This window comes from Halopenitus persicus, assembly GCF_900107205.1.
GTDB lineage: Archaea > Halobacteriota > Halobacteria > Halobacteriales > Haloferacaceae > Halopenitus > Halopenitus persicus.
On record NZ_FNPC01000005.1, the window covers coordinates 237,629 to 262,814 of the forward strand.

Sequence of the window (25,186 nt, forward strand, 5' to 3'; positions counted from 1 at the left end):
GGGCGTCGCGGCGACGGGCTGACGCTCACACCCGCTTTGACCGGGCTTCCCTGACGCCGGCTCCGTCGCGGACCATGTCCTCACAGTCCGGGCACACGCGGACGGTGTCGAACTCCGGCGGCGCGAACACCCTGACGTACCGCTCGGTAACGAACGAGCCGCAGTTCCTACATTCCGGCATTACTCCGACATAGGGAATCACCCTAAGTAGTGCTTTGGGCCGAGGCTGATGTCACCGATTCACAAACGTCGACCGGGGATCCGATTCGCCCGTCACGGATCGAGAGTGCGATTCGCCCGTCACGGATCGAGAGTATGATTCGCCCGCCGAGGTTAAGACGCCGGCGAGCGTACCGGATCCCATGACCGACACGACCGCGACGGCGACGTTCGGCGGCGGCTGCTTCTGGTGTACCGAGGCGGCCTTCGCGGAGCTCGAGGGCATCGAATCGGTGACGTCCGGCTACGCCGGCGGCGAGACGGACGACCCGACCTACCGGGAGGTCTGCACCGGCGAAACGGGCCACGCCGAGGTCATCCAGGTGGAGTACGACCCCACCGTCATCGACTACGGCGAGCTGCTCGAGGTCTTTTTCACGGTCCACGATCCCACCCAGCTGAACCGGCAGGGGCCCGACGTGGGCTCGCAGTACCGGTCGATCATCCTGACCCACGACGAACAGCAGCGCCGGCAGGCCGAGGCGTACGTCGAGGCGCTGGCGGCCGAGGGCGGATACGACGACCCGATCGTGACCGAGATCGTGCCGCTGGAGACGTTCTGGCGGGCCGAGGAGAAACATCAGGACTACTTCGAGAAGAACCCGCAGGACGCGTACTGCCGGATGCACGCCCAGCCGAAGGTCGAGAAGGTCCGCGAGCGGTTCCGCGAGGAGCAGACGGCGTAGTTCGGGGTGAATCGGCACACGTTCGGCAGTTCGAACGCGACCGCCGACCCGCACGGAACGGTACTTCTTTGAGCGACGGCGTGAACGGTCGAACATGGTCACGCTGGGACTGGTCGTCGCGCGGTTCAACGACTCCGTGACGGAGCCGATGGCGGAGGCGGCGCGGTCGGCCGCCGCGGAGCGGGACGCCACGATCGAACACGAGATCCCCGTTCCCGGCGCCTACGACGCGCCGCTTGCGGCCGACCGCCTCGCGCGCCGCGATGACGTCGACGCGGTCGTCGTCGTGGGCGCGATCGTCACCGGCGACACCGACCACGACCGCGTGATCGGCTCGGCCGCCGCCGAGCAGCTGACGGCGGTGAGCCTCGACCGGGACACGCCGGTCACCTTCGGCGTCAGCGGCCCCGGGATGTCCGGCGCGGAGGCCCGCGAACGGGTCGAGAAGGGCGCCGACGCGGCCCACGCGGCGGTCGATCTGGTCGAGGATCTCCCCGACTCCGAACCCGACGACCCCGAGCCGTAACGACGACCGAACCACCACGACACCAAGGACGCGACCGCGGACCGACCGGACGCAACCACACCGACAACCGACGCCACACAGCCCGAGACAACAATGACCGACGACTTCACCGACCGTATCCAGCGAGTAGAACCGAGCGCGACCCTGGCGATCTCCAACCTCGCCGCCGAGAAGGAGGCGGAGGGGGCGGACATCGTCGACCTCTCCGTGGGCGAGCCCGACTTCGACACCCCGGAGAACATCGTCGAGGCCGGCACCGAGGCCCTCGAGGCCGGCCACACCGGCTACACCTCCTCGAACGGGGTTCCCGAACTGAAGGTCGCGATCGCCGAGAAGCTCCGGGGCGACGGCATCGAGGCGGAGGCGGACGAGGTGATCGTCACCCCCGGTGCGAAACAGGCCCTCTACGAGACCGTCCAGACGCTGGTCGAGGACGGCGACGAGGTCGTGCTTCTGGACCCCGCGTGGGTCTCCTACGAGGCGATGGTCAAGCTCGCCGGGGGTGACCTCCAGCGCGTCGACCTGGCGCCGCACGACTTCCAGCTCGAACCCGCGCTCGACGCCCTCGAGGACGCGGTCTCGGACGATACCGAGCTCCTGATCGTCAACTCCCCCTCGAACCCGACCGGCGCGGTCTACTCCGACGCCGCCCTCGAGGGCGTCCGCGACCTGGCCGTCGACCACGACGTCACGGTGGTGGCCGACGAGATCTACGAGCGCATCACCTACGGCGTCGAGCCGACCTCGCTGGCGACCCTCGAGGGAATGGCCGACCGGACGGTCACGATCAACGGCTTCTCGAAGGCGTTCTCGATGACCGGCTGGCGGCTCGGCTACCTCCACGCCACCGAGGCGTTCGTCTCGCAGGCGGGCAAGCTCCACTCCCACTCGGTCTCGTGTGCGACGAACTTCGTCCAGCGGGCCGGGATCGAGGCGCTCGCGAACACCGACGAGGCGGTCGTGGAGATGCGGGACGCCTTCCGCGACCGGCGGGACCTGCTCGTCGACCTGCTTGCCGACCACGGCGTCGACGTCGCCGTTCCCGACGGCGCCTTTTATATGATGCTTCCGGTCGACGAGGACGACCAGGCGTGGTGTGAGGCCGCCATCGAGCAGGCGCACGTCGCCTGCGTGCCCGGGTCGGCGTTCAACGCGCCCGGCTACGCGCGGATCTCCTACGCGGCGAGCGAGCAGCGGCTCCGCGAGGCGATCGAGCGGCTGGCCGACAACGACCTGCTATAGGCTCGACGATTTCCTCCGTCAGCGGACTCCCCATCCCGACGGCGCCAACCCACGCGGATCGACCACGCACCGCTACCCCTTTGAGGGCGGGGTCGCATTCGGCACGTATGAGCGACGAGCGGGAGGTACTCGACGTACTGACCACGAACGCCCGCGAGAGCACCGCGGACATCGCGGCACAGACCGGCCTCGATGAGGACGCCGTCGAGGAGGCGATCGCGTCGCTCGAGCGGCGCGGCGTCGTCCACGGCTACCAGGCGGTCGTCGACTGGGACCGCGCCGGGACGGACCGCGTTCGGGCCATCGTCGAGCTCAACGTCGAACTCGACCGCGAGACGGGCTACGAGGAGATCGCCGACCGGATCGCGAAGTTCCCGGCCGTCGAGGCCCTACACCTCGTGTCGGGCGATTACGACTTCGCCGCCGAGGTGGCCGGCGACTCGATGCAGGACGTCTCCGGGTTCGTCTCCGAGCAGGTCGCGCCGATCCCCGAGATCACCCAGACGGTGACCCACTACGTCATGGAGACGTACAAGGACGGCGGCGTCAGGTTCGGCGACCGGGACGAGGACGACCGGCTCTCCGTCTCGCCATGAACCTCTCGGACCGCGTCACCGACCTCCCCGAGTCGGGAATCCGGAAGTTCTTCGAGCTGGCGGAGGCCCGCGACGACGTCATCTCGCTGGGCGTCGGGGAGCCGGACTTCTCGGCCCCCTGGGCGGCCCGCACCGCGGCGATCGATTCGCTGGAGCGCGGCCGGACCTCCTACACCTCGAACCGGGGGATACGCGAGCTGCGCGAGGCGATCGCCGACCACCATCGGCGCTACGACCAGGCCTACGATCCCGGCGACGAGATCCTCGTCACCACCGGCGCGAGCGAGGCGGTCGATCTGGCGCTGCGGGCGCTCGTCGACCCCGGCGACGTCGTCGCGATCCACGAGCCGACCTACATCTCCTACGGCCCCGGCGTGGAGCTGGCCGGCGGCGAGCCGCTGTCGGTGCCCACGCGCGCGGCCGACGACTTCGCGTTGACCCGGGAGCGCCTCGCCGCCGCCGGCGCCGAACGGGCCGACACGCTGGTGTTGTGTTACCCGAACAACCCCACCGGCGCGGTGATGACCGGGGAGCAGCTCGCCGCGGTCGCGGCCTTCTGTCGCGAGCACGATATCCAGGTGATCGCCGACGAGATCTACGCGGCACTCACCTACGGTCGTGACCACGAGTCGATCGCGACCCAGCCGGACATGCGCGAGCGGACGGTCGTGGTCAACGGCTTCTCGAAGGCGTACGCGATGACGGGGCTCCGGCTGGGCTACGCGCTCGGGCCCGCCGAGGCGATCGACGCGATGAACCGGATCCACCAGTACACGATGCTGTCCGCCCCGACGACCGCCCAGTACGCGGCGCTGGAGGGACTCCGGTCGTGCGATTCGGAGGTCGCGGAGATGGTGAGCGAGTACGACCGTCGCCGCCGGTTCGTCCACTCGCGGTTCCGGGAGATGGGTCTCGACTGCTTCGAGCCGCGTGGCGCCTTCTACGCGTTCCCCGACTGCGGCGGCGACGACGAGCGGTTCGCCGAGGAGCTGCTGGAGTCACAGGGCGTGGCGGTCGTTCCCGGCTCGGTCTTCGGGGAGGGCGGCGAGGGACATCTCCGCGTCTCCTACGCGACGAGCATGCGCGAGCTGAAGCGGGCGACCGACCGGATCGAGACGTTCCTGACCGAGCGACGACAGACGCCCTAGCGACGTCGTCCGTTCCGATTCGTTTTCCACACCCGAATAAGAATAACAGTCGATACGGTAGATGCGGGTATATTTTCCAACCCATCGGAAAATCCGAATTCATTGCGAAGAGTTATCACGAACGAACCACCACGAGGGGGTATGGACTTCGATCTCACCGACGAGCAGAAACAGCTGCGCGAGGAGGTTCGGCGGTTCGCCGACAACGAGATCCGGCCGATCGCGAGCGAGCACGACCGGGAGGAGTCGTATCCGTACGAGGTGGTCGAGAAGGCGGCCGAGATGGGACTGATCGCGCCCCACGTCCCCGTCGAGTACGGCGGCGTCGGCTACTCGGCGATCGAGAACGCGATCATCATCGAGGAGCTGTTCGCGGTGGACCCGGGGATCGGGCTGTGCATCTCGGGCGCGGGGTTCGGCGCGGAGGCGATCATGGAGTTCGGAACCGAGGAGCAAAAGGAGGAGGTCCTCCCCGCGGTCACCAGCGGCGAGTCGCTTCTGGGGTCGGCGATCAGCGAGCCGCAGGCCGGGTCCGACGTCACGTCGATCGCGACGCGGGCCGAGAAGGACGGCGACGAGTGGGTCCTCAACGGGTCGAAGATGTGGATCACAAACGGCACGGTGGGCGACTACTTCGTCGTCCTCTGTGAGACCGACCCGGAGATCGAGGACCGCTACTCGGGCTACTCACAGATCCTCGTCGAGGCCGACCGCGACGGCTTCGAGGCCGAGAAGATCACCGGCAAGATGGGCGTCCGCGCCAGCGACACCGCGGAGGTCTACCTCGACGACGTCCGCGTCCCCGAGGAGAACCTGGTCGGCCAGCGCGGGATGGGCTTTCTCCAGCTGATGCAGTTCTTCGACGAGACCCGGACCGCCATCGCCGCCCAGGGAGTCGGGATCGCGAAGGGTGCAACCGAGCGGGCGCTCGAGTACGCACAGGAGCGCGAGCAGTTCGACCGCCCGATCAGCGATTTCCAGGCGATCAAACACAAGCTCGCCGAGATGCGCACGAACACCGAGGCGGCGCGCTGGCTCACCTACTGCTCCGCGTGGTCGGTCGACGCCGACCCCGACCGAGCCACCGCGCTCGCCTCGATGGCCAAGGAGTTCGCCTCGCGGATCGCGGTCGAGGCCGCCGACGAGGCCGTCCAGATCCACGGCGGCGCCGGCTACGTCGACGACCACGACGTCGAGCGGCTCTACCGCGACGCGAAGATCACCCAGATCTACGAGGGGACGACCGAGATCCAGAAGAACATCATCGCACGGGAGCTGCTCGGCGACGGGATCGGCGTCTGAGCGGTCGAAACGCGGCCAACAGGGCGACCGGTCAGCAGCGCCACCCCGAGCGGCTCAGCGCACGCCCATCTCGTCGAGCCGCTCGGGAAGATACGTGTCGGTGACGAAATCGAGCCCGCGGCTCGCCAGGGCCTGCTGCTCGGACTTCTTGCCGATGTCGAGCTGCAGCTCGATCTGTTCCTCCCAGTAGTCGGTCTGGAAGCGGGGGTCCTCGAGCTCCGATTCGAGGGCGTTCACGTCGGAGTCGGAGAGGGGATCGCTTGGCAGGTCGTACTCGACGATATCAGCCGGCCGAATCCCGATGAACCGCGCGTCCGGCGTGGCGAGATACTCCGAGAGATGTGCGGACTTGATCGAGCCGTACGCCACCGAGCCGAAGATGCGATACGACCACGGGTCGCCGTCGGTGAAGACGACCACCGGCAGGTCGAGCTCGTCGTTGAGCCGCCGGGTGATCCGGCGGGTCGCGCGCGCGGGCTGGCCCTTGAGGTGGACGACGAGGCAGTTGTAGTCGTCGTCGAAGCCGTTCTCCACGAGCCGGTCGCGCATTCCGCCGGTCTCGACGCAGAGGACGAAGTCGATGTCGTGGTCGAGGAACTCGATCATGTCCGGATTGTTGGGGATCTGGTAGCCCCCCTCGCCGACGTCCTCCTGACAGTGGATCTCCCGCTCGCCGCGGCGGGTCTGCTCGCGGAGCCGCAGCGGTCCCATCAGGGTCGCGCCCGACTCCTCCGGGCGCATATGGAAGTCCTCGCGGGTGACCCCGGAGACGATCTCCAGGTCCTCGACGAGGTCGTTCGACTCGTCCTGGCTGGTGAACTGCGCCTCGTCGTTGTCCCACGACTCCGAGAGGTAGTACAGCTCACGCAGGGTCGAGGACCGCCCCTCCTCGAGCTGGTCCGCGAGGAACTCGATCGTGTAGACCGCCTTCAGCAGCTTCCGGGCGCCGCGAACCGAGTTCGCGCTCCGCGTCGAGGTGCGGTCGCCATAGGTCCAGACGCCGCTTTCGGGGTCGTACTCGATGTTGCTTTTCGTTCGCGTCGGCAGGGTCATCTCCGGAATCTGCCCGCCAGCGAACTGGTCGTAGAACTCCGCCGCAAGGTCGATGAGCTGTGCTCGTGCGTCCTGGTCGTTGGTTGCCATCAGGCGTTCACCGTGAGTTTCTCGGCCTCGACGCCGTCGACGCTCACGTCGAAGTCGGCGTCGTCAGCCACCGTGTACGTCAGCGTTGCCTCCTCGCCGGCCGCGACGGTCGGTTTCCACTGCAGGAACCACTCGCCGTCCATATCGACGACCGTCCCGCCGGTGGGGTCGGTCGGCTCCGCCGAGACGATCTCCGTGATCTCGAGGTCCTCGTTCGTGTCCGAATGGTTCTCGACCCGGAGCGTGACGGCGATCTCGTCGTCGCCGTCGAACTCGCGTTCGACGCTGACGTTGTTCATGATGCGTGCGAGCGCGCCGTCGATGTCGGGACGCTCGCGGCCGGTCACCTCCGCGACCTTGTCGGCCATCTCCGGGAGGATGCGCCCGAGAACGTCCTGCTTCTCCCGGCGCTTTTGCATCGAGCGCCGCTTGTTGAGGAACGACTTCAGCTCCCGGGCCGCCTCGCGGATGGCGAGCTCGATCTCGTCCTCGATCTCCGGGATGTTCGCGAGCGCGTCCTTCGACTCGCTCGTGAACGGGACGTTCGTGGAGGCGACGTGGACCATGATCACCGCCGGTCCGCTCGGCAGTCCGCTGCCGCCGGGCTGGTCGAGCCCGTAGTTGCGCCAGCCGATCGACTTGATCACGTCCGTCGTCGCACAGGCGCCGCGCTGGTAGACCAGCGGGACCCGGTTCGCGAAGCGCATCACCTCGACGCCGCCGTCGGCCGGGATCTCGCCGCCGTAGGCGATCCCCGCCTCGACGATGAAGGGGTCGCCGCCGTGGACCTCGGCGTCCCGCGTCGCGGCCGCGTAGAAGTCCGCGTCGAACTCCTTCCGGAGTCCCGCCTCGACGAGATCCTCGGTGATCGGCGCCAGACAGTCGGTGGGCGGCGACAGGATGTCCGTCTCGCGCATCGCCTCCAACAGCTCCGCGGCGGCGTCGCGGTTCTCCGCCACCGCGTTGACGTTCGGTGGATCGTCGGGCACCGTCTCCATCAGCGACCAGAGCGCGTCGGCGACGTTCTCCCGGGCCGTCTCGCCGAAGCTGACGTCCCGCTGGTCGACCACGAAGTTGGCGGCGTCGGCGATCTCGCGGTCGAGGTCCGAACGGGTGAACCGGAATCGCTCGTCGCCGTGGTTCGCGAGGCGGCGCGCGAGCGCCTCCGCGACCGCGCGAACCGTCCCGTCGTCCTTGCGCGTGCTCGTCGCGTCCTCGATGACCGCGTGGAGGTCGTCCGTGATGAGGTCCCGCGTCTCGTCGTCGGGCGCGTCCTCGGCGTCGCCGTAGGCGGTGAGCTCGGTCCACGCGGCGGCGATCGCGTTCTCGCGGACCGTGTTCCCGAACGTCTTGCCGGTGTCAGCCGCGACCTCCTCGGCGATCGTCTCGACGATCCCGGTCAGTTCGGCGTGTGTGAGCCGGTCGTGGTTCCCGACCGTCTCCGCCACCCGGCTCGCGAACGTCTCGGTGGCCGCCGCACCCTTGTTGGAGACGGCGTCCGCGACCGCGGCCGCGACGTCGGCGTCCTCGTGGGCGGCGGGCGGCCGCCAGGCGAGCTCCCGGCCGAAATGCCGGTCGCGGAAGTTCGCGAGCACGGAGTCGGCCGTCTTCTTTCCGACCCGGGTGAACTCCCCCTGGAGGAACCCGGAGATCGAGTAGGAGTCGGTCGCCTCCAGCATCTTGATGAGCGTCCCGAGCTCGACGCCGTGGGGATGGGGCCGGATCTCGGAGGTCTCCGCGGGCAGCTGGTCGGTCGCGCGCTCGAACTTCAGCGGCTCGTCGAGGCCCGGTTCGCGCAGCTCGATCCGGGCGTGGGGGTTGACGACCGCCGTGTGTTTGATGTAATCGTGCAGCTGGGACCGGGCGCGCATGTTCGCCTCCATCTCGAGCTCGATGCGCGTCCCGTGCGGGCGGTCCCAGCTCGTCTCCTCGTCGGCCTTGATCTCCGGCTCGTTCGTGTCGGTGTCGATTATCAGCTCGAAGTACTGGGCCCGCGACTGCCCCTTCGGCCGCGAGGTGATCCTCGCCGGCTGCCCGGAAGTGAGCTGAGAGTACAGGACGGCCGCTGAAATCCCGATCCCCTGTTGACCGCGACTCTGCTCACGGGTGTGAAAACGACTCCCATACAGCAGCTTTCCGAAGACCTTCGGGAGCTGCTCCTTCGTGATCCCGGGGCCGTTGTCCTCGATCACCAGGCGGTAGTAGTCGCCGACCTCGGTGATCTCGACGTAGATGTCCGGGAGCACGCCGGCCTCCTCGGTCGCGTCGAGGGCGTTGTCGACGGCCTCCTTCACCGCCGTCACCAGCCCGCGAGCGCCCGAGTCGAACCCGAGCATGTGTTTGTTCTTCTCGAAGAACTCGGCGATGGAGATCTCGCGTTGGCCCGCGGCCAACTCCTCGGCGATCCCCTCCTCCTCGCCGAGCGTCGACTGGATGGACGTCATTCGATGGGAGGGTCTTACCCAGTCGGGGTTAAAACCCCTCCGGCGGCGAGGTGAAAGTGGAATCGGCGGCCCGAGACGCGGGTTCAGCCGGATGCTGCAACTCTGCACGGGATGATCTCACACCACCAGCAGCTCGTCGACGACCACGAGCAGCGCGAAGCCGACGAGGAACGCGGCGGTGGCCGCGTCTGCGTACCCGTGGCCGTGCGAGGAGGGGATCATCTCCCGGAAGACGACCGCCATCATCGCGCCGGCCGCGAACCCGGCCGCGATCGGGAAGATCCCCGTCGCGAACGAGACGAGGTAGAATCCGACGACGGCGGCGGAGACCTGCGGCAGCAACCCCGAGAGCGTCGTGTAGACGAGCACGCGACCGTTCGAGAGCCCGGTTTCCCCGAACGGGACCGCGAAGGCGAACCCGTCCGGCACGTTCTGGAGGCCGATGACGACGGCGAGCAGGAGGGCGACGTCCTCCAGCCCCGAGGCGAAGGCGACGCCCATCGCGAGCCCCTCGGGAGCGTTGTGGAGGACGATCGCCGTGCCGATGAGCAGCGCACGGCGAGCACGCGAGGCGATCGCCGGGTCTTCCGTCTCGCTCGATTCCGCCGGGCCGTTCGATTCCATCGAGCCGTCCCCACCTGCGGCCGTTCCGCGCTCCCATCCCCACTGGCCTCCCTCCCGGCGCCATCCGACGTACCGCGCGTGGAGATGCGGGATGAGTCGGTTCCCGCCCAGGAGGACGAATCCGCCGAGGAACACCCCCGACATCACGGCGACGAGCGTTCCCTGTTCAATCCCCGGCAGGATGAGCCCGAAGACGCTGGCGGCGATCATGATCCCCGCTGCGAGCCCGAGCGCCGCGTCGTAGGTCCGGTGTGAGACGGTCGCTCGGACGAACACGGGGATCGCGCCGACGCCGGTGATCGCCCCCGCGACCGTCGTCACGACCAGCATCGTCGCGAACTCGTTCATACGACGCCATCAGCAAGCACGAATAAATAGGCACGGTCGGGACGGCGACGTCCGGAGGTCCGCCGCATCGACGTCCGGAGGTCCGCATTGTTCACGCGCCCGCGCGTGCGAGCCTTTATCCGTGGTGGTGCACTAGCGACCACAACTCCAATGTCAGAGGAAAACGAGTACGGCGCCGGGCAGATCCAGGTCCTCGAAGGCCTCCAAGCCGTCCGGAAGCGACCGGCGATGTACGTCGGGTCGACCGACGATCGCGGGCTACACCACCTCGTTTACGAGGTGGTCGACAACTCGATCGACGAGGCCCTCGCCGGCCATTGCTCGGAGATCGAGGTGACGATCCACGAGGACGGGTCGGTGAGCGTGCGCGACGACGGTCGCGGGATCCCGGTCGACACCCACGAACAGTACGACCGGCCGGCCCTCGAGGTCATCATGACGGTCCTCCACGCGGGCGGGAAGTTCGACTCGAAGTCCTATCAGGTCTCCGGCGGGCTCCACGGGGTCGGGGTGAGCGTCGTCAACGCGCTCTCGAGCGCCCTCGAGGTCGAGGTCAAACGCGACGGCGGCGTCTACCGCCACCGGTTCGACCACGGCGAGCCGGTCGAGGGCGCCTTCGAGCGCGTTCGCGGGATGGAGCCGGACGAGGAGACCGGAACGACGATCCGTTTCTGGCCCGACGAGGAGATCTTCGAGACGACCGACTTCGAGTACGGCACGCTCGCGAACCGGCTGCGCGAGCTCGCCTTTCTCAACTCCGGGGTCGGGATCACGCTGACCGACGAGCGGCCCGACGAGCCCGACCGGGAAACGTTCCGGTACGAGGGCGGCATCCGCGAGTTCGTCGAGTATCTCAACGAGACCCGGTCGCCGATCCACTCGGACGTCATCTACTTCACCGACGAGACGGACGACATCCACGTCGAGATCGCGATGCAGGCGACCGAGGAGCTGCAGGGGTCCGTCCACGCGTTCGCGAACAACATCAACACCCGCGAGGGCGGCACCCACCTGACGGGATTTAAAACCGCCCTGACCCGGACGGTCAACGACTACGCCAACGAACACGGCCTGATCGACGACCTCGAGGGGAACCTCAAGGGCGAGGACGTCCGTGAGGGGCTCACCGCCGTCATCTCGGTGAAACACCCCGACCCCCAGTTCGAGGGACAGACGAAGACGAAGCTCGGCAACTCGGAGGTCCGCGGGATCGTCGAATCGGCGGTCCACGAGCGCCTCGGGACTTACTTCGAGGAGCACCCCGACACGGCCAGGGCCGTCGTCTCCAAGGCCGCCGAGGCCGCGCGGGCACGAAAGGCCGCCAAGAAGGCCGAGGAGCTGACCCGCCGGAAGTCGGCGCTCGAGTCGACGGCGCTGCCGGGCAAGCTCGCCGACTGTCAGACCCGGGACCCGGAGGAGGCGGAGCTGTTCGTGGTTGAGGGCGACAGCGCCGGCGGAAGCGCCAAGCAGGGTCGCGACCGGGCCAACCAGGCGATCCTTCCGATCAAAGGAAAGATCCTGAACGTCGAAAAGCACCGGCTCGACCGCGTGCTCGAGAACGACGAGATCCGGTCGCTGATCACGGCGATCGGTACGGGGATCGGCGAGGAGTTCGACATCGACGACACAAGGTATCAGAAGATAATCATTATGACCGACGCCGACGTCGACGGAGCCCACATCAGAACCCTGCTGTTGACGCTGTTCTACCGGCACATGAAGCCGTTGCTGGAGGCGGGCTACGTCTACGCGGCCCAACCGCCTCTGTACCGGGTCCGCTATAAGGGCGAAACCTACGATGCGATGACCGAGGCGGAGCGCGACCGGATCGTCGCGGAGGAGTGCGACGGCGATCCCGACCAGGTCCAACGGTTCAAGGGGCTCGGGGAGATGAACCCCGACCAGCTGTGGGAGACGACGATGAACCCGGAAAACCGCATCCTCAAGCGGATCACGATCGAGGACGCGGCGGCCGCCGACCGCATGTTCAACGTTTTAATGGGCGACGCCGTCGAGCCGCGAAAACAGTTCATCAAGGAACACGCCACCGACGCCGAATGGGTGGACATCTAAGAGCACGCGATGAGTTCAGACGTACCTACCTCCGACGACGTATCCGCCGCACGGATCGAGACGACCAGGATCGAGGACGAGATGGAGCAGTCGTACATCGACTACGCGATGTCGGTCATCGCTGGTCGGGCGCTGCCCGACGTCCGGGACGGCCTCAAGCCCGTCCACCGGCGCATCCTCTACGCGATGCACGAGGCCGGCGTCTCGAGCAACGCCAGCCACCGCAAGTCCTCCTCCATCGTGGGCGACACGATGGGCGATTACCATCCGCACGGCGACTCCGCGATCTACGACACCCTCGCCCGGATGGCCCAGGGCTTCTCGATGCGGTATCCCCTCGTCGACGGCCAGGGGAACTTCGGGTCGGTCGATGGCGACCCGCCGGCCGCGATGCGGTACACGGAGGCGCGGATGGCGCCGATCGCCGAGGAGCTGCTTGCCGACCTCGATCGGGACACCGTCGACTTCCAGAGCAACTACGACGACCGGCTCGAGGAGCCCGAGGTGCTGCCGGCCGCGTTCCCGAACCTGCTGGTCAACGGCTCCTCCGGGATCGCCGTCGGGATGTCGACGAACGTCCCGCCGCACAACCTCGGCGAGGTGATCGACGCGACGGTCGAGCTCATCGAGAACCCGGACGCGACCGTCGAGGACCTGATGGAGCACGTCAAGGGCCCCGACTTCCCGACCGGCGCGAACATCGTCGGCCGCAACGCGGTTCATAAGGCGTACAAGACCGGCCGCGGCCGGATCCGCGTCCGCGCGGAGTTCGAGGTCGAGGAGGAGAACGACCGGATCGTCATCACCGAGCTCCCCTACCAGCAGAACAAGGCGCGGCTGGTCGAGCGGATCGCCGAGGACGTCACCGAGGGCGCCATCGAGGGGATCCGGGACCTGCGCGACGAGTCCGACCGCGACGGCATTCGCGTCGTCGTCGAGCTGAAACGCGACGCGATGGCCGAGGTCGTCAAAAACCAGCTGCTCGAGAGCCACCTCGAGCGGACCTTCGGCGTGATCAACCTGGCGCTCGTCGACGGACAGCCCCGGGTGCTCTCGTTGAAGGAGACGCTCGAACACTACCTCGAACACCGGCGCGAGGTCGTCCGGCGACGCTCGGAACACGAACTCGAGGAGCGACGGGACCGCGCGCACATCCTCGAGGGGCGGCTCCGGGCGCTCGAACACGTCGACGAGGTCGTCGAGACGATCCGCGAATCGGCGGACCGGGACGTCGCGAAGACGCAGCTCCGCGAGACGTTCGACTTCTCCGAGGCACAGGCCGCCCACATCGTCCGGATGCAGCTCGGGTCGCTCACCTCGATGGAGACGGCCGAGATCGAGGAGGAGTACGCGGACGTGACCGACCGGATCGAGCGGCTCGAGGAGATCCTGGCGTCGCAGTCGGAGCTCGATTCGGTGATCGAGTCGGAGCTGCAGGCGATCAAGGCGGAGTACGACGACGATCGCCGGACCGCGTTCATCGAGGACTCCGGGTCGGTGGCCCACGAGGACCTCATCCCCGAGGAGGAGTGCGTCGTCGTGATGTCCGAGGACGACTACATCAAGCGGATGTCCCTGGAGACGTTCCGCGCGCAGAACCGCGGCGGCAAGGGGATCATCGGGACGGACCTCAAGGAGGGCGACCGGGTTTCCTCGGTGTTCCTGGCGAACTCCCACGACTACCTGCTCGCGATCACCAACCGGGGGCAGATCTACCAGCTGAAGACCTACGAGATCCCCGAGATGTCCCGGACCGCGCGCGGGAAGTCGGCGGTCAACCTCCTCGATCTCGACGACGGCGAGGAGATCCAGGCCGTCGTCGACTGCGACCGCGTCGGCGAGGACGTCGACGAGGAGCGATACCTCACGATGGTCACCCGGGACGGCTACGTCAAGCGGACCTCCGTGGAGGCGTTCGAGAACATCCGATCGACCGGGATCCGCGCGCTCCGGCTGGAGGACGGCGACGAGCTCGTCGACGTCGAGGAGACCGACGGCGACGCCGACCTCGTGATCGGCACCGTCGACGGGATGGCGATCCGGTTCGACGAGGACGAGGTGCGGGCGATGGGCCGCAGCGCCCGCGGCGTCCGCGGGATCGACCTCGAGCCGGGCGACCGGGTGGCCGGGCTCGCGGCGGTCGACCCGAGCCGACACGACTGGGTGTTGACGGTCACCGAGAACGGCTACGGGAAGCGGTCGGACGTCTCGGAGTACCGCGTCCAGTCGCGAAACGGCAAGGGACTCATCGACATCAAGACCGGCAGTCGAAACGGGTCCGTGGTCTCGATCGAGGCCGTCACCCACGGCGACCACCTGCTCGCGATGAGCGCCGCCGGCCAGATCATGCGGACCCGCGTCGAGGACGTCTCGACGGTCGGCCGGAACACGATGGGCGTCATCGTGATGGACCTGGCGGCCGACGACGAGGTGTCGTGTCTCGACATCGTCCCGGCGGCGATCGCCGAGGGCGAGCGCGGGGACGACGCGGCTGGGACGGAGACGACCGAGCCGGACGCGGCTGGGACGGAGACGAGCGAGACCGGCGTGACCGACCCCGCCGCCGAAGACGAGTAGCGGCGGCTACAGGACCCGTTTTCCGAACGCGCTGGCCGCCAGTTCGGTCGCGAGCTCGGCCGTCCCGTTGTGGCTATCGAGCGTCGGATTCACCTCGACGAGCTCCATCGACCGGACTCCGACGTCGGCGACCTGTTCCATCGCCGAGTGCGCCTCCCGATAGGTGACCCCGCCGCGGACGGGCGTTCCGACGCCCGGCGCCTCGGTCGGGTCGAGCCAGTCGAGATCGAGGCTGACGTGGATCCCGTCGACCCCGTCCGTGGCCGTCTCGATCGCCTCCTCGACGACGGCGGTGATCCCCCGGTCGTCGATGTCCGACATCGTGTAGGCGCTGATCCCGCGGTCGGCGATCAGTTCGCGCTCGGCGGGATCCACGCTTCGAAGCCCCACCAGGACGAGGTTCTCCTCCCGGAACCGCGGCGCGTGCGCCCAGTCCAGCTCGGCGAACGGGCCGTATCCCAGCGCGGCGGCCAGCGGCATTCCGTGGACGTTCCCCGACGGGGAGGTTTCCGGCGTGTTCAGGTCGGCGTGGGCGTCGAACCAGATCGCGCCGAGATCGGCCGCCCGTGCGGCCCCGTTGAGCGACCCGATCCCGATCGAGTGGTCCCCGCCGAGCACGAGCGGCGTGTCCCCGGCCGCGAGCGACTCGGCCACGTCGTCGGCGAGCCGGGAGCAGACGTCGGCCGACTCCCGGAGGAACTTCGCCGTTCCGGCCGGCGGGGCCTCCCGGTCCGGGTCCCGTTCCTCCGCCCGCGGAACGGAGAGGTCCCCCCCGTCGACCGGGTCGACGCCGGCGCTGGAGAGTTGGTCGGCAAGCCCCGCGTACCGGATCGCCGAGGGACCCATATCGACGCCGCGACGGTTCGCGCCGTAGTCGGTCGGCGCGCCGATGATACGAACGGTCTGCATACCCGCGACTCGACCGCGAGGGCTTTTGAAGCTGCGGGTCGGGGTGACACCGAGCTCCGGGAGTCGGTGCAGACCCATCAGCTCGCGAGTCGATGCAGGACCAATCGGCTGGCGAGTGGAGACGTGACCCATCGTTCCATCGCCTTTAAGCGGGGTCCGTGAGTAGATGGCCGTATGTCATCGATCGAACTGACGTCCAGTCAGAAAACCATCCTCACCGCGCTCATCAACCTCTACCGCGAACAGGACGGCGCGGTGAAGGGGGAAACGATCGCGGCGGAAGTGGACCGGAACCCGGGCACGATCCGCAACCAGATGCAGAGCCTGAAGGCGCTCCAGCTCGTCGAGGGCGTCCCCGGCCCGAAGGGCGGGTACAAACCGACCGCGAACGCCTACGAGGCGCTCGACGTCCAGCGGATGGACGAACCGGCGAACGTCACGCTCCGACACCAGGGCGAGCTCGTCGAGGACGCGAACGTCGACGAGATTGACCTCTCGAGCGTTCACCATCCGGAGCTGTGCCGCGCGGAGATCCACATCCAGGGGTCGGTCCGCGGGTTCTCGGAGGGCGACTCCGTGACCGTCGGCCCGACGCCGCTGTCGAAGCTCGTGATCGAGGGCACCGTCGACGGCAAGGACGACACCTCGAACGTGCTCATCCTCCGGATCGACGATATGCGGGCGCCGGTCGAGGAACCGTCCCACTGAGGACGAGGGGACGGACGGTCTTCCGAAGTCGAGTGCTCCAGGCCGTAGCCGTGGTCACATATCGCCGAAGGCGCTCACGCCGCGCCCCGGGGAGGAGACCTTCGCGATCCAGCGGCTCGCGATGCCTTTCTTCAACAGCTTCGCCGCCGGGCCGCCGAAGGTGTTGATCGGGATCCCGGTGACGTCGTGGGCGACGGCCGCATCGCCCACCGAGATGACGGTCCCCTTGTCCTCGTGTCGCCACGTCTTCAACGGCGCGCCGCGGGCGGCGCGCGCGAGGTTCTCGCCGGCGACCTCGGCGGCCTGCCAGGCGGCCTGCGCCGTCGGGGGCGCGACGTCGTCGCCGCCCTGGCTGACGAGCGCGGTGTCGCCGATGGCGAAGACGCGGTCGTCGCTCGTGGTGAAGTCGGACTCGGCGATGACGCGGTTCGACCGGTCGTCGGTCTCGACGTCGACGTTCTCGAGCTCCGGCTGGCCGGTGATGCCGCCCGTCCAGACGAGGACGTCGTAGGGCAGCTCCTCGGGGTCCTCGTCCTCGCCCCCGCCGAGGTAGACCGACTCCGCGTCGGCCTTCGAGATGAAATCGCCCGTCAGGATCTCGACGTCGGCGTTCTCGAGCCGCTTGCGGAGCGCGCCCTGGACCTCGGGGTCGTTGCCGGGGAAGACCTCGTCGAGCCCCTCGATGAGCGTCACGTCGATCGGCGCGCGGTGTTTATCCCGGTACGCGGCGATCTCCCCGGCCGTCTGGATGCCGGAGAGGCCGGCGCCGCCGACGAGCACCCGGGCCGGATCGGACTGGGTGGCCTCCGCGGCCGCCTCCCGAACGTCCCGGTGGATGTCGTGGGCGTCCTCGAGCCCCTTGAGCTGGTGGGCGTGTTCCTCCAGCCCCTCGATCCCGAAGAACGCGGTGGTCGACCCGATCGCGAGCAGCAGGTAATCGTACTCGAGGCTCGTTCCGTCGTCGGTCTCGAGCGTTCGGTCCTCGACGTCGACGTTCGTCACGCGGCCCTGTACGAAGCGCGTCGCGGGTTCCTTGATCTCCTCGACGGGGATCGTGACCTTCGACTCGGTCGAGGGGTCGCGGATGACGCGGTGGACTTCGTGTAAAACGAGGTGGTAGTCGTGCTCGGAGACCCACGTGAGCTCCGCCTCGCCGGCGTCGATCTCGTCCTCGAACGCCTTTACCGCGCCGGCGCCGGCGTAGCCGGAGCCGACGACGACAACTTGGGTACTCATATCCGAGCATCCTCAGCCGGCGGATAAAGTCGCTTTGGAACGTCCCCGAATGCGATACGTTGACACTCGGAGGTTCAAGCGAGAGATCCGCCCTTCGATCGAGGGGCCCGTCACTCGAGCGAGAGGCCGGGGTGCCAGCGGTCCGCATCGGAGTCCGCGACCGCAGCGTCCATCCTCGCGAGGAGCTTCACCGCGAGGCTCGCCGTCTCGGCGGCGCGGTCGTCGCCCTCGGTTCGGAACTCGCCGGTCGTCCGGTCGGCATACACCGAACAGACCGCGCCCGCTCGCAGTCCGTACACGTTCGCGAGCGTGAGGATCGCGCTCGCCTCCATTTCGACGTTCAGCACGTTCGCCTCGCGTAGATCGTCGATGAGGTCCGCCGATCCGGCCGCCTCGAACCCCTCGAATCCGGGTCGGCCCTGGCCGGCATAAAAGGAGTCGGCGCTCATCGTCACGCCGACGTGGTAGTCGTGCCCGAGCCGCTCCGCCGCCGCGACGAGCGCGGCGATCACCTCGTGGCTGGCCGTCGCGGGATAGTCCGGCCGGACGTACTCCTCGCTCGTCCCCTCCTGTCTGACGGCGCCGGAAGTGATGACGAGGTCGCCGACGTCGACGTCCGGCTGAATGCCGCCGCAGGAGCCGACCCGGATGAACGTCTCGACGCCGACCCGGGCGAGCTCCTCGACGGCGATCGCGGCGGAGGGCGACCCGATCCCGGTCGAACAGACCGATATCGGAACGTCCTCGTAGCGCCCGGTCACGGTTCGGTATTCGCGGTGGCGGGCGACCTCCGTCGCCTCCGTCCACCGGTCCGTGATCGTCCCGATGCGGTCGGGGTCGCCGGGCAGCAGCACCGCGTCGGCGACGTCCTCGGGACCGACCTCGAGGTGGTACTGCGTCTCGTCGTTGGGGTCCTCGCTATCGCCGGCCATAGCGACGGCTTCGGGTGGTGTCACCATAGTGGTTGGCGTCGAGCCGCGCCGGGGAACTCGAGCGACGCCCGTACCTTCTTTAGGCGGGGGCGAAAACGACGGGTATGGTCGAAGCATTCGTTCGGCTACACTGTCCGGAGTGCGCGAAGGACTGGGAGGACTCCCCAAGCGACCTTCCCGACCTGCGCACGAACTACAGCTGCGGGAACTGTCACGCGACGCGGCGACTCACGGAGTTCATGCGAACCGAACGCGACCTCGAGGCGGTCAAACAGTTCCAGTAACCGCCGACGAACCCTCCCCGATCGTTCGGCCCGTCACTGTTTTCCGCCGGCGCCGCCCTGCCTGCCGCCGTCCTCACCGACGTTCACCTCGAGCAGACCGGTGAGCACGCCCGTTCAGCGGTCACTCGCCGGTCGGCGACCGGGCGCCACAGGCGTCACACGCGACGAGCGTCGCGCCCTCCTCGGTGACGAGCCGCGTGTCCGGGAGCCCGCACTCGGGACAGGTGACGAACGTCTCCGTGTAGTCGTCGATCGCCTCCGCGATCCGGTCGGCCCGGAAGTCGCCCGTGAGCCGGGCGCGTCCGCGCTCGTCGATGCCGGCGCTCGTCCCGAGCTCCCCCTGGAGGAACTGTAACACGTGGTCCGGCTCGCGGTCGAGCCGGTCGACGACGTCCTGGAAGTTCTCGAAGACCGTCGCGTGTCCTTCCTCGCGCACCTCGGGATCGGGGACCTCGAACCGCCCCTCCTCGCGCTGGATGTCGGGCGTCTCCTCGATCGCGCGGTCGAGTTTGTCGTCGTACTCCATATCGAAACGTTGCGATCGAACCGGGTTAAATTTCGCGGCCGCGGAGTTCCCGATTCGTGAGAATATCACGGGTAGGAGCCGTCTATGTCGAGGCTGTGTGTTAACGGTGATCAAGATAATACTATAAACCCTCGGTCGTTAGGAACGGTTGCCCATGAAGAAACAGGAGCTCATCCACCTGCACGGCCTTCTTTCGGAAGTACGAAAACAGTGTGAACACTGGGACGAGGACCTCGACCTCGAGGAATACGAAACGATGGGCGTAAAGCCGACATCGATCCACAAATCGAAGACCGACCACAAAGCGGCCGTTTTCAAGCTCGCGACGGGCATCACGGCGCCGATGGACGAGGCCGAGTCCGAAACGCTGGCCCCCACCGCCGACTGAATCACTACTCTCGTACCTCCACACCCGACGAACCGGACAGTGGCGACGCTCGCTCCCGCTATATACCGCCTCGCTCCCGGCGATCCACACGACGTGTACGCGATACGCGGCAGTTACTTCGTCGCGACTTCCGATCTCGGCCCGAGAAACGACCGATCTCGGCGCGGAACCGATCCCCGCCGGAGACGGACCGATCCCGACGACGAACCCGAACGGCCGTGGCTACTCGGTGTCTTCAACCATCTCCTCGAACTCCGGCAGGAGATCGTCCTCGTTACCGGCATCCGAACCGTCGCCGCCACCGGCACCGGGATCATCCGTGGCGGTCGACTCCTCGGCCGCCGACTCCGCGACGTCGTCCGGGTCCGCATCGCCCTCTCCGTTCGAGTCGGCGTCCGTCTCGTCGGGGATCTCCTCGACCGTCAACACCTTGAGCGGAACGTCCCGGAGGCGCTGTCCGATCTCCTTGCGCGCGATCCGGGAGGCGTGCTCCTCGCGGTCGACGTTGAACACCGTCATCTCGAGCTCGAGGGCCACCAGCGCCTCGTCGGCGGCGATGAACGCCGGCGGCAGCTCCTCGCCGTCCGGCGTCGTCCGCGTTCCCATATCGATCTCGACGTAGTTCAGGTCCGGATTCAGCATCTCCCCGGTCTTCGAGATCGCGATCCGCACCGCTTCATCGACCGTTTCGACGTCGTACACGGGAACCGCAGCCTCGACGACGACTCGACAATCCATCGTGTGAGGAAGTAACGCACGAAGGGGTATGAAGGTTCGGCCGGGATCGCGGCCGGCCCTCCGGTCGGATCGGGCGACGGTCCTTCGGTCCGGCGTCCGCCGCCCCGTCACTCGGCCGAGCGTCGTCCGGACCGACGTCACTCCCCGCCGGAGCGAAGGTGGTGGAACACGTACGTCTGGACGTAGCCCGCGTACTCGCCGCCGAACCGGTCGCGGATCGCCCGCGACGTCCCATCGTAGGTGCCGCGGTCACACTCGGGGAACCGATCGGCGATGACCGACCGGATCCACGTGTCGAGCGGAACCGCCTCGAGGTGGTCCAGCGAGAACAGGCACACGCAGTCGGCCACCTTGTCCCCGACCCCGACGAACCGGGTGAGATGCTCGCGTGCCGGCTCGTACGCCAGCGTCGCCGCGTCCCGCGGATGCGCCTCGCCCTCGGCAACCATCCGCGCGGTGCGCTCGACGTAAGGCGCCCGATAGCCCAACGAGAGATCGCGGAGCCCCTCCTCCGAGGCCGCCGCGAGTTGGTCGGGCCGGGGAAACGCGTGGTAGGTCTCGCCCGCGACCTCGAGCGCGTCGCCGTAGGTCGCCGCGAGCCGGCGCTGCATCCCGTGGATCCGGGAAACGCGCATCTGTGCCGAGCAGATGAACGAGATCAGACACGGGAACGGCGGGTCCCGGACCAGCCGCATTCCGGGATAGGCCTCGATCGCACGCTCCACGACCGGCAGGTCGGGCGTCGCCGCCAGTATCGACTCGAGGTCGTCGTCGAGCCGCAACAGGTGGGTGAGGACCGACGTGGCGTCCGTCGTCGCCTCCCACTCGAGGACGCCGTCCTCGACGCCCCCGACCTGACGGACGCGGGCGGCGATCCGCTCCCCCGAGACGCCGTCGATCGGCGGCACGACGGTCCGATACCAGCGTTCGCCGCCGTGAGCACCGAGGTCATCGTACATCGCCCCGTCCGCCCGGTCCCAGAGATAGGTCTGCCCGCTCTCGAGCGTCGACTGGAGGTCGAACGGGCCGACCACGTCCGCGAGATCGATCGTCCCACGCTCCAGCGACCCGCCGTCGATCGCGGCCGCGGACGTCGCTCCGTCGTCCGCACCCGGTTCCGGTGGTTCCGATCCCATCGTCCTCGAGGTGGGGCCGACGTCGTATTCGCGTTTCGATGCGTGACCGCCGCCGTTCGGCGAGCCCTTTTGCCCGTTCAGCCCGAATCGGACGTATGCCGACCTACCGTCGCCGGACACGGATCGCCGCGCCGCTCGCCGACGTGTGGGCGTTCCACTCGCGGGTCGAGGGCCTGCAACGGCTCACCCCGAGCTGGGTCAACCTGCAGGTCGACGGCATCGACCGGCCGGCCGACGCGACGTCGTCGAACCGATCCGGAGCGGCCGGCGACGCGACGGTGGACGGCGCGACGACGGACGATGCGGCGGCAAACGATGCGACGGCGGAACTGGTGGCCGGCACCGAGATCAGGCTCTCGGTCCGTCCGTTCGGCATCGGCCCGCGCCAACGGGTCGTCTCACGGATCCGCGACCGCCACGCGGGGAGCGGGCGCGCCTACTTCGTCGACGAGATGGCCACGGGACCGCTCCCCGAATGGGTCCACACGCACCTGTTTCTCGCGGACGGGGAGGACACGATCCTCGTCGACGACGTCCACTACCGACTCCCGTGTCGCGTCGTCACGGATCGACTCGCGCCGGCGACGGACGTCGGCCTCGAGCTGGCGTTCCGTGACCGACACCGGAGAACCAAGGCGGCGCTGGAGCGACGACCCAACGACTGAAGCCTCCGGCGGTCGAACCGCCGGTATGTCCGTCGACGTCGTCGACCTCGATCACGTCGCACTGCGCGTCAGCGATCTCGACGCCGCGCTCGAGTTCTACCGGGACCTGCTCGGGATGGACGTCCGGGACCGTGACCGGTACGAGAACGGCGCGGTCCCGTACGTCGCCGTGGCTGCCGGCGGACGGCACCTCCATCTCGTGCCGACCGACGAGCCGATCGACGTCGCCGGCGACCACGTCTGTCTGTTGGTCCGCTCGAGCGAGATGGAGACGAAGGCCGAGCTCGAGGCGCTCCTCGAGCGGATCACCGAGGCCGGCTACACCGTCGAGCCCGACGAGCCACGAAAGCGGTATGGCGCCTACGGACGCGACTGGGCCGCCTACGTGCGCGACCCCGACGGCCGCCGGGTCGAGCTCAAACTGCACTGACGGGACACGCAGTGAACGGCCCGATCCGGTGCCACTATGTCGCCGCCGTTCGTGGCGTCCGTATGAGCGGTGACAACGCGCACGGTGACGGGACGCGCGGCGACACCTTCGCGGTCGGCATCCACCTCACCGACGCCGAATTCCAGTTCGTCGTCCGCGTCCCGTCCGCCATCGACTCCGACTGGTCCGATCCCGACGCCTTCCAGTCGCTCGTCGAACGGCTCGTCTGGGAGCGTCTCGACCGCGCAGCCGTCCTCTCGGCGGTTGACCGGACCGCGTCCGTCGGCGAAACCGTGTCGCTCGGCACGATCACGATCGAACCCGACGGAACCGTCGTCGATTCGTCGCTCCGTGATCCGTCGGCCGAGTGAGTCGCCACTCGGGATCGTTCACGTTCGGGTGTGGTGGGTGGGTGCGGTTGTTCGGACGTGCCGTTCTCTCCGGTTTTGGCTATCGGTATCGGAGAGCGTGCTTGGAGTCGTCACTGGCCGTGCGAATGAATGCTGAAAGTATGAGTGGGCAGGCGGCGAACCACCTCTCCCAGAGGGTCTCCCACTCCAGTACTCGGTGATACGCTGGCAGGCTTCACTTCCGTGTTCGGAATGGGTACGGGTCTTTCCCTGCCGCTGTGGCCGCCTTCATGCTGACTCCCGGAGTCGAACCGGGACGACGCCGACGCGTCGTCTCCCGCGTCAGTGGTCCGTCTTGCTCGTGTAGAGCGTGACGACCGTGTGTACGTGCGATCCAGTTACCGCCTGAACTCGGCGTCCGTGCGTGGACGCGTATGACTGTGGCTTGGTCTGTTAGTGCTCGTGGGCTTAACACCTCGTTGCCTTGGTGCGTACACCCCGAGTCTATCTACCGCCTCTTCTAGGCGGGACCTCTACGGTACCTCGTTTCCATGTGGGTTTCGAGCTTAGATGCGTTCAGCTCTTACCCCGTGTCGCGTGGCTACCCGGCATCTGCTCTCTCGAACAACCGGTACACCAGTGGCGACCAATCGTAGTTCCTCTCGTACTATACGACCGTTCACGTCAGGTACCTCACACCCCCAATAGATAGCAGCCGACCTGTCTCACGACGGTCTAAACCCAGCTCACGACCTCCTTTAATAGGCGAACAACCTCACCCTTGCCCGCTTCTGCACGGGCAGGATGGAGGGAACCGACATCGAGGTAGCAAGCCACCCGGTCGATATGTGCTCTTGCGGGTGACGACTCTGTTATCCCTAAGGTAGCTTTTCTGTCATCTACGGGCCCCATTCCGGAGCCTCGTAGGTTCGCTAGACCACGCTTTCGCGTCAGCGTCACTCGTTGGGAATGACACTGTCAGACCTCCGTGTGCTCTTGCGCTCTTCCCCGGGTTCCCGACCCGGGTGAGGAGATCTTCGGGCGCGCTCGATATCTTTTCGAGCGCGTACCGCCCCAGTCAAACTGCCCGGCTACCGGTGTCCTCCGCCAGGAGTGAGAGTCGCAGTCACTACCGGGTAGTATTTCAATGCTGCCTCGGTGGCCCGCTAGCGCGGGTACCTGTGTAACGGCTCCTACCTATGCTGCACAGTAGCGACCACGTCTCAGCGACAGCCTGCAGTAAAGCTCTATAGGGTCTTCGCTTCCCCTTGGGGGTCTCCAGACTCCGCACTGGAACGTACAGTTCACCGGGTCCAACGTTGGGACAGTGGCGCTCTCGTTTATCCATTCATGCAAGCCGCTACTGAAGCGGCAAGGTACTACGCTACCTTAAGAGGGTCATAGTTACCCCCGCCGTTGACGGGTCCTTCGTCCTCTTGTACGAGGTGTTCAGATACCCGCACTGGGCAGGATTCAGTGACCGTACGAGTCCTTGCGGATTTGCGGTCACCTGTGTTGTTACTAGACAGTCGGAGCGCCCGAGTCACTGCGACCTGCTTTCTCCAAAGCAGGCATCCCTTCTTCCGAAGGTACGGGACTAACTTGCCGAATTCCCTAACGTCGGTTCTCCCGACGGGCCTTCCCTTTCGCTGGGAGAGCACCTGTGTCGGATCTCGGTACGATCATCACGCTCGTCGTTTCACGGACCCCGGATACCATCGACTTGCACTGTCTCGGGCTTCGCTCGCTTCCTGCCGTGACGGCGTCCACGAGCTTCTCCGATTCGACCGGGCGAAGGCCCGGCTCGATGTTTTCCGCGGTGTTGACTTTTACTGCGTGATGGCACTGGAATATTAACCAGTTTCCCGTTGTCCCCGTCGACTTACGGGGGGACTTAGGATCGGCTAACCCTCGGCTGATTGACAGTGCCGAGGAACCCTTGCTCATCAGGCCGTC

General features: G+C 67.4%; 24 protein-coding genes and 2 rRNA genes. 14 read left to right on the plus strand and 12 right to left on the minus strand.

The genetic code is table 11. The features are described 5' to 3' along the window. Positions 1–25 precede the first annotated feature (25 nt). Positions 26–181, minus strand: coding sequence for a DUF7563 family protein (locus BLV25_RS17445; protein WP_021074315.1), 156 nt, complete (start codon positions 179–181; stop codon positions 26–28). A 181-nt stretch (positions 182–362) separates the two neighbouring features. On the opposite strand from BLV25_RS17445, the gene msrA reads away from it, so the two are divergent. The 6 genes from msrA (at position 363) to BLV25_RS10445 (ending at position 5,719) form a co-directional block, all read left to right on the plus strand. Then, on the plus strand, positions 363–905 hold the full coding sequence (gene msrA, locus BLV25_RS10420; protein ID WP_092732960.1) for a peptide-methionine (S)-S-oxide reductase MsrA: 543 nt from the start codon (positions 363–365) through the stop codon (positions 903–905). 94 nt (positions 906–999) lie between these two features. Further along, positions 1,000–1,431: a 6,7-dimethyl-8-ribityllumazine synthase gene (gene ribH / locus BLV25_RS10425; protein WP_092732963.1), complete on the plus strand. Its 432-nt coding sequence runs from the start codon at positions 1,000–1,002 to the stop codon at positions 1,429–1,431. A 93-nt stretch (positions 1,432–1,524) separates the two neighbouring features. After that, complete coding sequence (locus BLV25_RS10430) at positions 1,525–2,673, plus strand: pyridoxal phosphate-dependent aminotransferase (RefSeq protein WP_092732968.1); 1,149 nt, start codon at positions 1,525–1,527, stop codon at positions 2,671–2,673. Between the two features lie 107 nt (positions 2,674–2,780). Beyond that, positions 2,781–3,269, plus strand: a complete 489-nt coding sequence (locus tag BLV25_RS10435) for an Lrp/AsnC family transcriptional regulator (RefSeq protein ID WP_021074311.1) — start codon at positions 2,781–2,783, stop codon at positions 3,267–3,269. Further along, on the plus strand, positions 3,266–4,417 hold the full coding sequence (locus tag BLV25_RS10440; protein ID WP_092732971.1) for a pyridoxal phosphate-dependent aminotransferase: 1,152 nt from the start codon (positions 3,266–3,268) through the stop codon (positions 4,415–4,417). The genes BLV25_RS10435 and BLV25_RS10440 overlap by 4 nt, the downstream gene beginning before the upstream one ends. A 141-nt stretch (positions 4,418–4,558) precedes the next feature. After that, positions 4,559–5,719 (plus strand): acyl-CoA dehydrogenase family protein, encoded by a 1,161-nt coding sequence (locus tag BLV25_RS10445; RefSeq protein WP_092732974.1) that lies wholly within the window; start codon positions 4,559–4,561, stop codon positions 5,717–5,719. A 54-nt stretch (positions 5,720–5,773) separates the two neighbouring features. On the opposite strand, the gene BLV25_RS10450 is transcribed toward BLV25_RS10445, so the two are convergent. The 3 genes from BLV25_RS10450 to BLV25_RS10460 form a co-directional block, all read right to left on the minus strand. Further along, entirely contained in the window at positions 5,774–6,862 is a 1,089-nt protein-coding gene (locus BLV25_RS10450) for a DNA topoisomerase IV subunit A (protein WP_021074308.1), read from the minus strand. Further along, positions 6,862–9,306 (minus strand): DNA topoisomerase VI subunit B, encoded by a 2,445-nt coding sequence (locus BLV25_RS10455; RefSeq protein WP_092732977.1) that lies wholly within the window; start codon positions 9,304–9,306, stop codon positions 6,862–6,864. Before BLV25_RS10455 ends, BLV25_RS10450 begins: the two co-directional genes overlap by 1 nt. Positions 9,307–9,423: 117 nt before the next feature. Further along, complete coding sequence (locus tag BLV25_RS10460; protein ID WP_092732979.1) at positions 9,424–10,278, minus strand: ZIP family metal transporter; 855 nt, start codon at positions 10,276–10,278, stop codon at positions 9,424–9,426. Between the two features lie 150 nt (positions 10,279–10,428). Between BLV25_RS10460 and gyrB the strand changes: the two genes are divergently transcribed. Both gyrB and gyrA read left to right on the plus strand, forming a co-directional pair. Then, positions 10,429–12,351 (plus strand): DNA topoisomerase (ATP-hydrolyzing) subunit B, encoded by a 1,923-nt coding sequence (gyrB, locus tag BLV25_RS10465; RefSeq protein WP_021074305.1) that lies wholly within the window; start codon positions 10,429–10,431, stop codon positions 12,349–12,351. 9 nt (positions 12,352–12,360) lie between these two features. Beyond that, complete coding sequence (gene gyrA, locus BLV25_RS10470) at positions 12,361–14,928, plus strand: DNA gyrase subunit A (protein WP_092732982.1); 2,568 nt, start codon at positions 12,361–12,363, stop codon at positions 14,926–14,928. A 6-nt stretch (positions 14,929–14,934) separates the two neighbouring features. Here gyrA and rocF read toward each other — a convergent pair whose 3' ends face one another. Beyond that, positions 14,935–15,837 carry an arginase gene (gene rocF / locus BLV25_RS10475; RefSeq protein ID WP_021074303.1) on the minus strand — a complete coding sequence of 301 codons (903 nt, stop codon included), beginning with the start codon at positions 15,835–15,837 and terminating at the stop codon, positions 14,935–14,937. A gap of 174 nt (positions 15,838–16,011) precedes the next feature. Between rocF and BLV25_RS10480 the strand changes: the two genes are divergently transcribed. Further along, positions 16,012–16,545, plus strand: a complete 534-nt coding sequence (locus BLV25_RS10480; RefSeq protein ID WP_021074302.1) for an Rrf2 family transcriptional regulator — start codon at positions 16,012–16,014, stop codon at positions 16,543–16,545. Positions 16,546–16,599: 54 nt separating this feature from the next. Here BLV25_RS10480 and BLV25_RS10485 read toward each other — a convergent pair whose 3' ends face one another. Both BLV25_RS10485 and BLV25_RS10490 read right to left on the minus strand, forming a co-directional pair. Next, entirely contained in the window at positions 16,600–17,781 is a 1,182-nt protein-coding gene (locus BLV25_RS10485) for an NAD(P)/FAD-dependent oxidoreductase (RefSeq protein WP_021074301.1), read from the minus strand. A gap of 110 nt (positions 17,782–17,891) precedes the next feature. Then, on the minus strand, positions 17,892–18,713 hold the full coding sequence (locus tag BLV25_RS10490; RefSeq protein WP_021074300.1) for a nucleoside phosphorylase: 822 nt from the start codon (positions 18,711–18,713) through the stop codon (positions 17,892–17,894). Positions 18,714–18,817: 104 nt separating this feature from the next. Between BLV25_RS10490 and BLV25_RS10495 the strand changes: the two genes are divergently transcribed. Continuing rightward, positions 18,818–18,997, plus strand: a complete 180-nt coding sequence (locus BLV25_RS10495) for a DUF7836 family putative zinc-binding protein (RefSeq protein WP_021074299.1) — start codon at positions 18,818–18,820, stop codon at positions 18,995–18,997. A gap of 121 nt (positions 18,998–19,118) precedes the next feature. On the opposite strand, the gene BLV25_RS10500 is transcribed toward BLV25_RS10495, so the two are convergent. After that, positions 19,119–19,523, minus strand: coding sequence for a translation initiation factor IF-2 subunit beta (locus BLV25_RS10500; protein ID WP_021074297.1), 405 nt, complete (start codon positions 19,521–19,523; stop codon positions 19,119–19,121). A 154-nt stretch (positions 19,524–19,677) separates the two neighbouring features. On the opposite strand from BLV25_RS10500, the gene BLV25_RS10505 reads away from it, so the two are divergent. After that, positions 19,678–19,911 carry a UPF0058 family protein gene (locus tag BLV25_RS10505; protein ID WP_021074296.1) on the plus strand — a complete coding sequence of 78 codons (234 nt, stop codon included), beginning with the start codon at positions 19,678–19,680 and terminating at the stop codon, positions 19,909–19,911. Positions 19,912–20,133: 222 nt separating this feature from the next. On the opposite strand, the gene BLV25_RS10510 is transcribed toward BLV25_RS10505, so the two are convergent. Both BLV25_RS10510 and BLV25_RS10515 read right to left on the minus strand, forming a co-directional pair. After that, positions 20,134–20,649: a DUF555 domain-containing protein gene (locus BLV25_RS10510; RefSeq protein WP_092733027.1), complete on the minus strand. Its 516-nt coding sequence runs from the start codon at positions 20,647–20,649 to the stop codon at positions 20,134–20,136. 137 nt (positions 20,650–20,786) lie between these two features. Then, complete coding sequence (locus BLV25_RS10515; protein ID WP_092733030.1) at positions 20,787–21,713, minus strand: DNA-3-methyladenine glycosylase family protein; 927 nt, start codon at positions 21,711–21,713, stop codon at positions 20,787–20,789. Positions 21,714–21,880: 167 nt separating this feature from the next. Here BLV25_RS10515 and BLV25_RS10520 point away from each other — a divergent pair, with 167 nt between their 5' ends. The 3 genes from BLV25_RS10520 (at position 21,881) to BLV25_RS10530 (ending at position 23,251) form a co-directional block, all read left to right on the plus strand. After that, positions 21,881–22,450 (plus strand): SRPBCC family protein, encoded by a 570-nt coding sequence (locus tag BLV25_RS10520; RefSeq protein ID WP_092732985.1) that lies wholly within the window; start codon positions 21,881–21,883, stop codon positions 22,448–22,450. Between the two features lie 25 nt (positions 22,451–22,475). Next, positions 22,476–22,880: a VOC family protein gene (locus BLV25_RS10525; protein ID WP_039401409.1), complete on the plus strand. Its 405-nt coding sequence runs from the start codon at positions 22,476–22,478 to the stop codon at positions 22,878–22,880. 62 nt (positions 22,881–22,942) lie between these two features. Next, complete coding sequence (locus tag BLV25_RS10530; protein ID WP_021074291.1) at positions 22,943–23,251, plus strand: hypothetical protein; 309 nt, start codon at positions 22,943–22,945, stop codon at positions 23,249–23,251. A gap of 147 nt (positions 23,252–23,398) precedes the next feature. Here BLV25_RS10530 and rrf read toward each other — a convergent pair. After that, a 5S ribosomal RNA gene (gene rrf, locus BLV25_RS10535) occupies positions 23,399–23,520 on the minus strand. A gap of 143 nt (positions 23,521–23,663) precedes the next feature. Further along, positions 23,664–25,186, minus strand: a 23S ribosomal RNA gene (locus tag BLV25_RS17660); the annotation flags it as partial.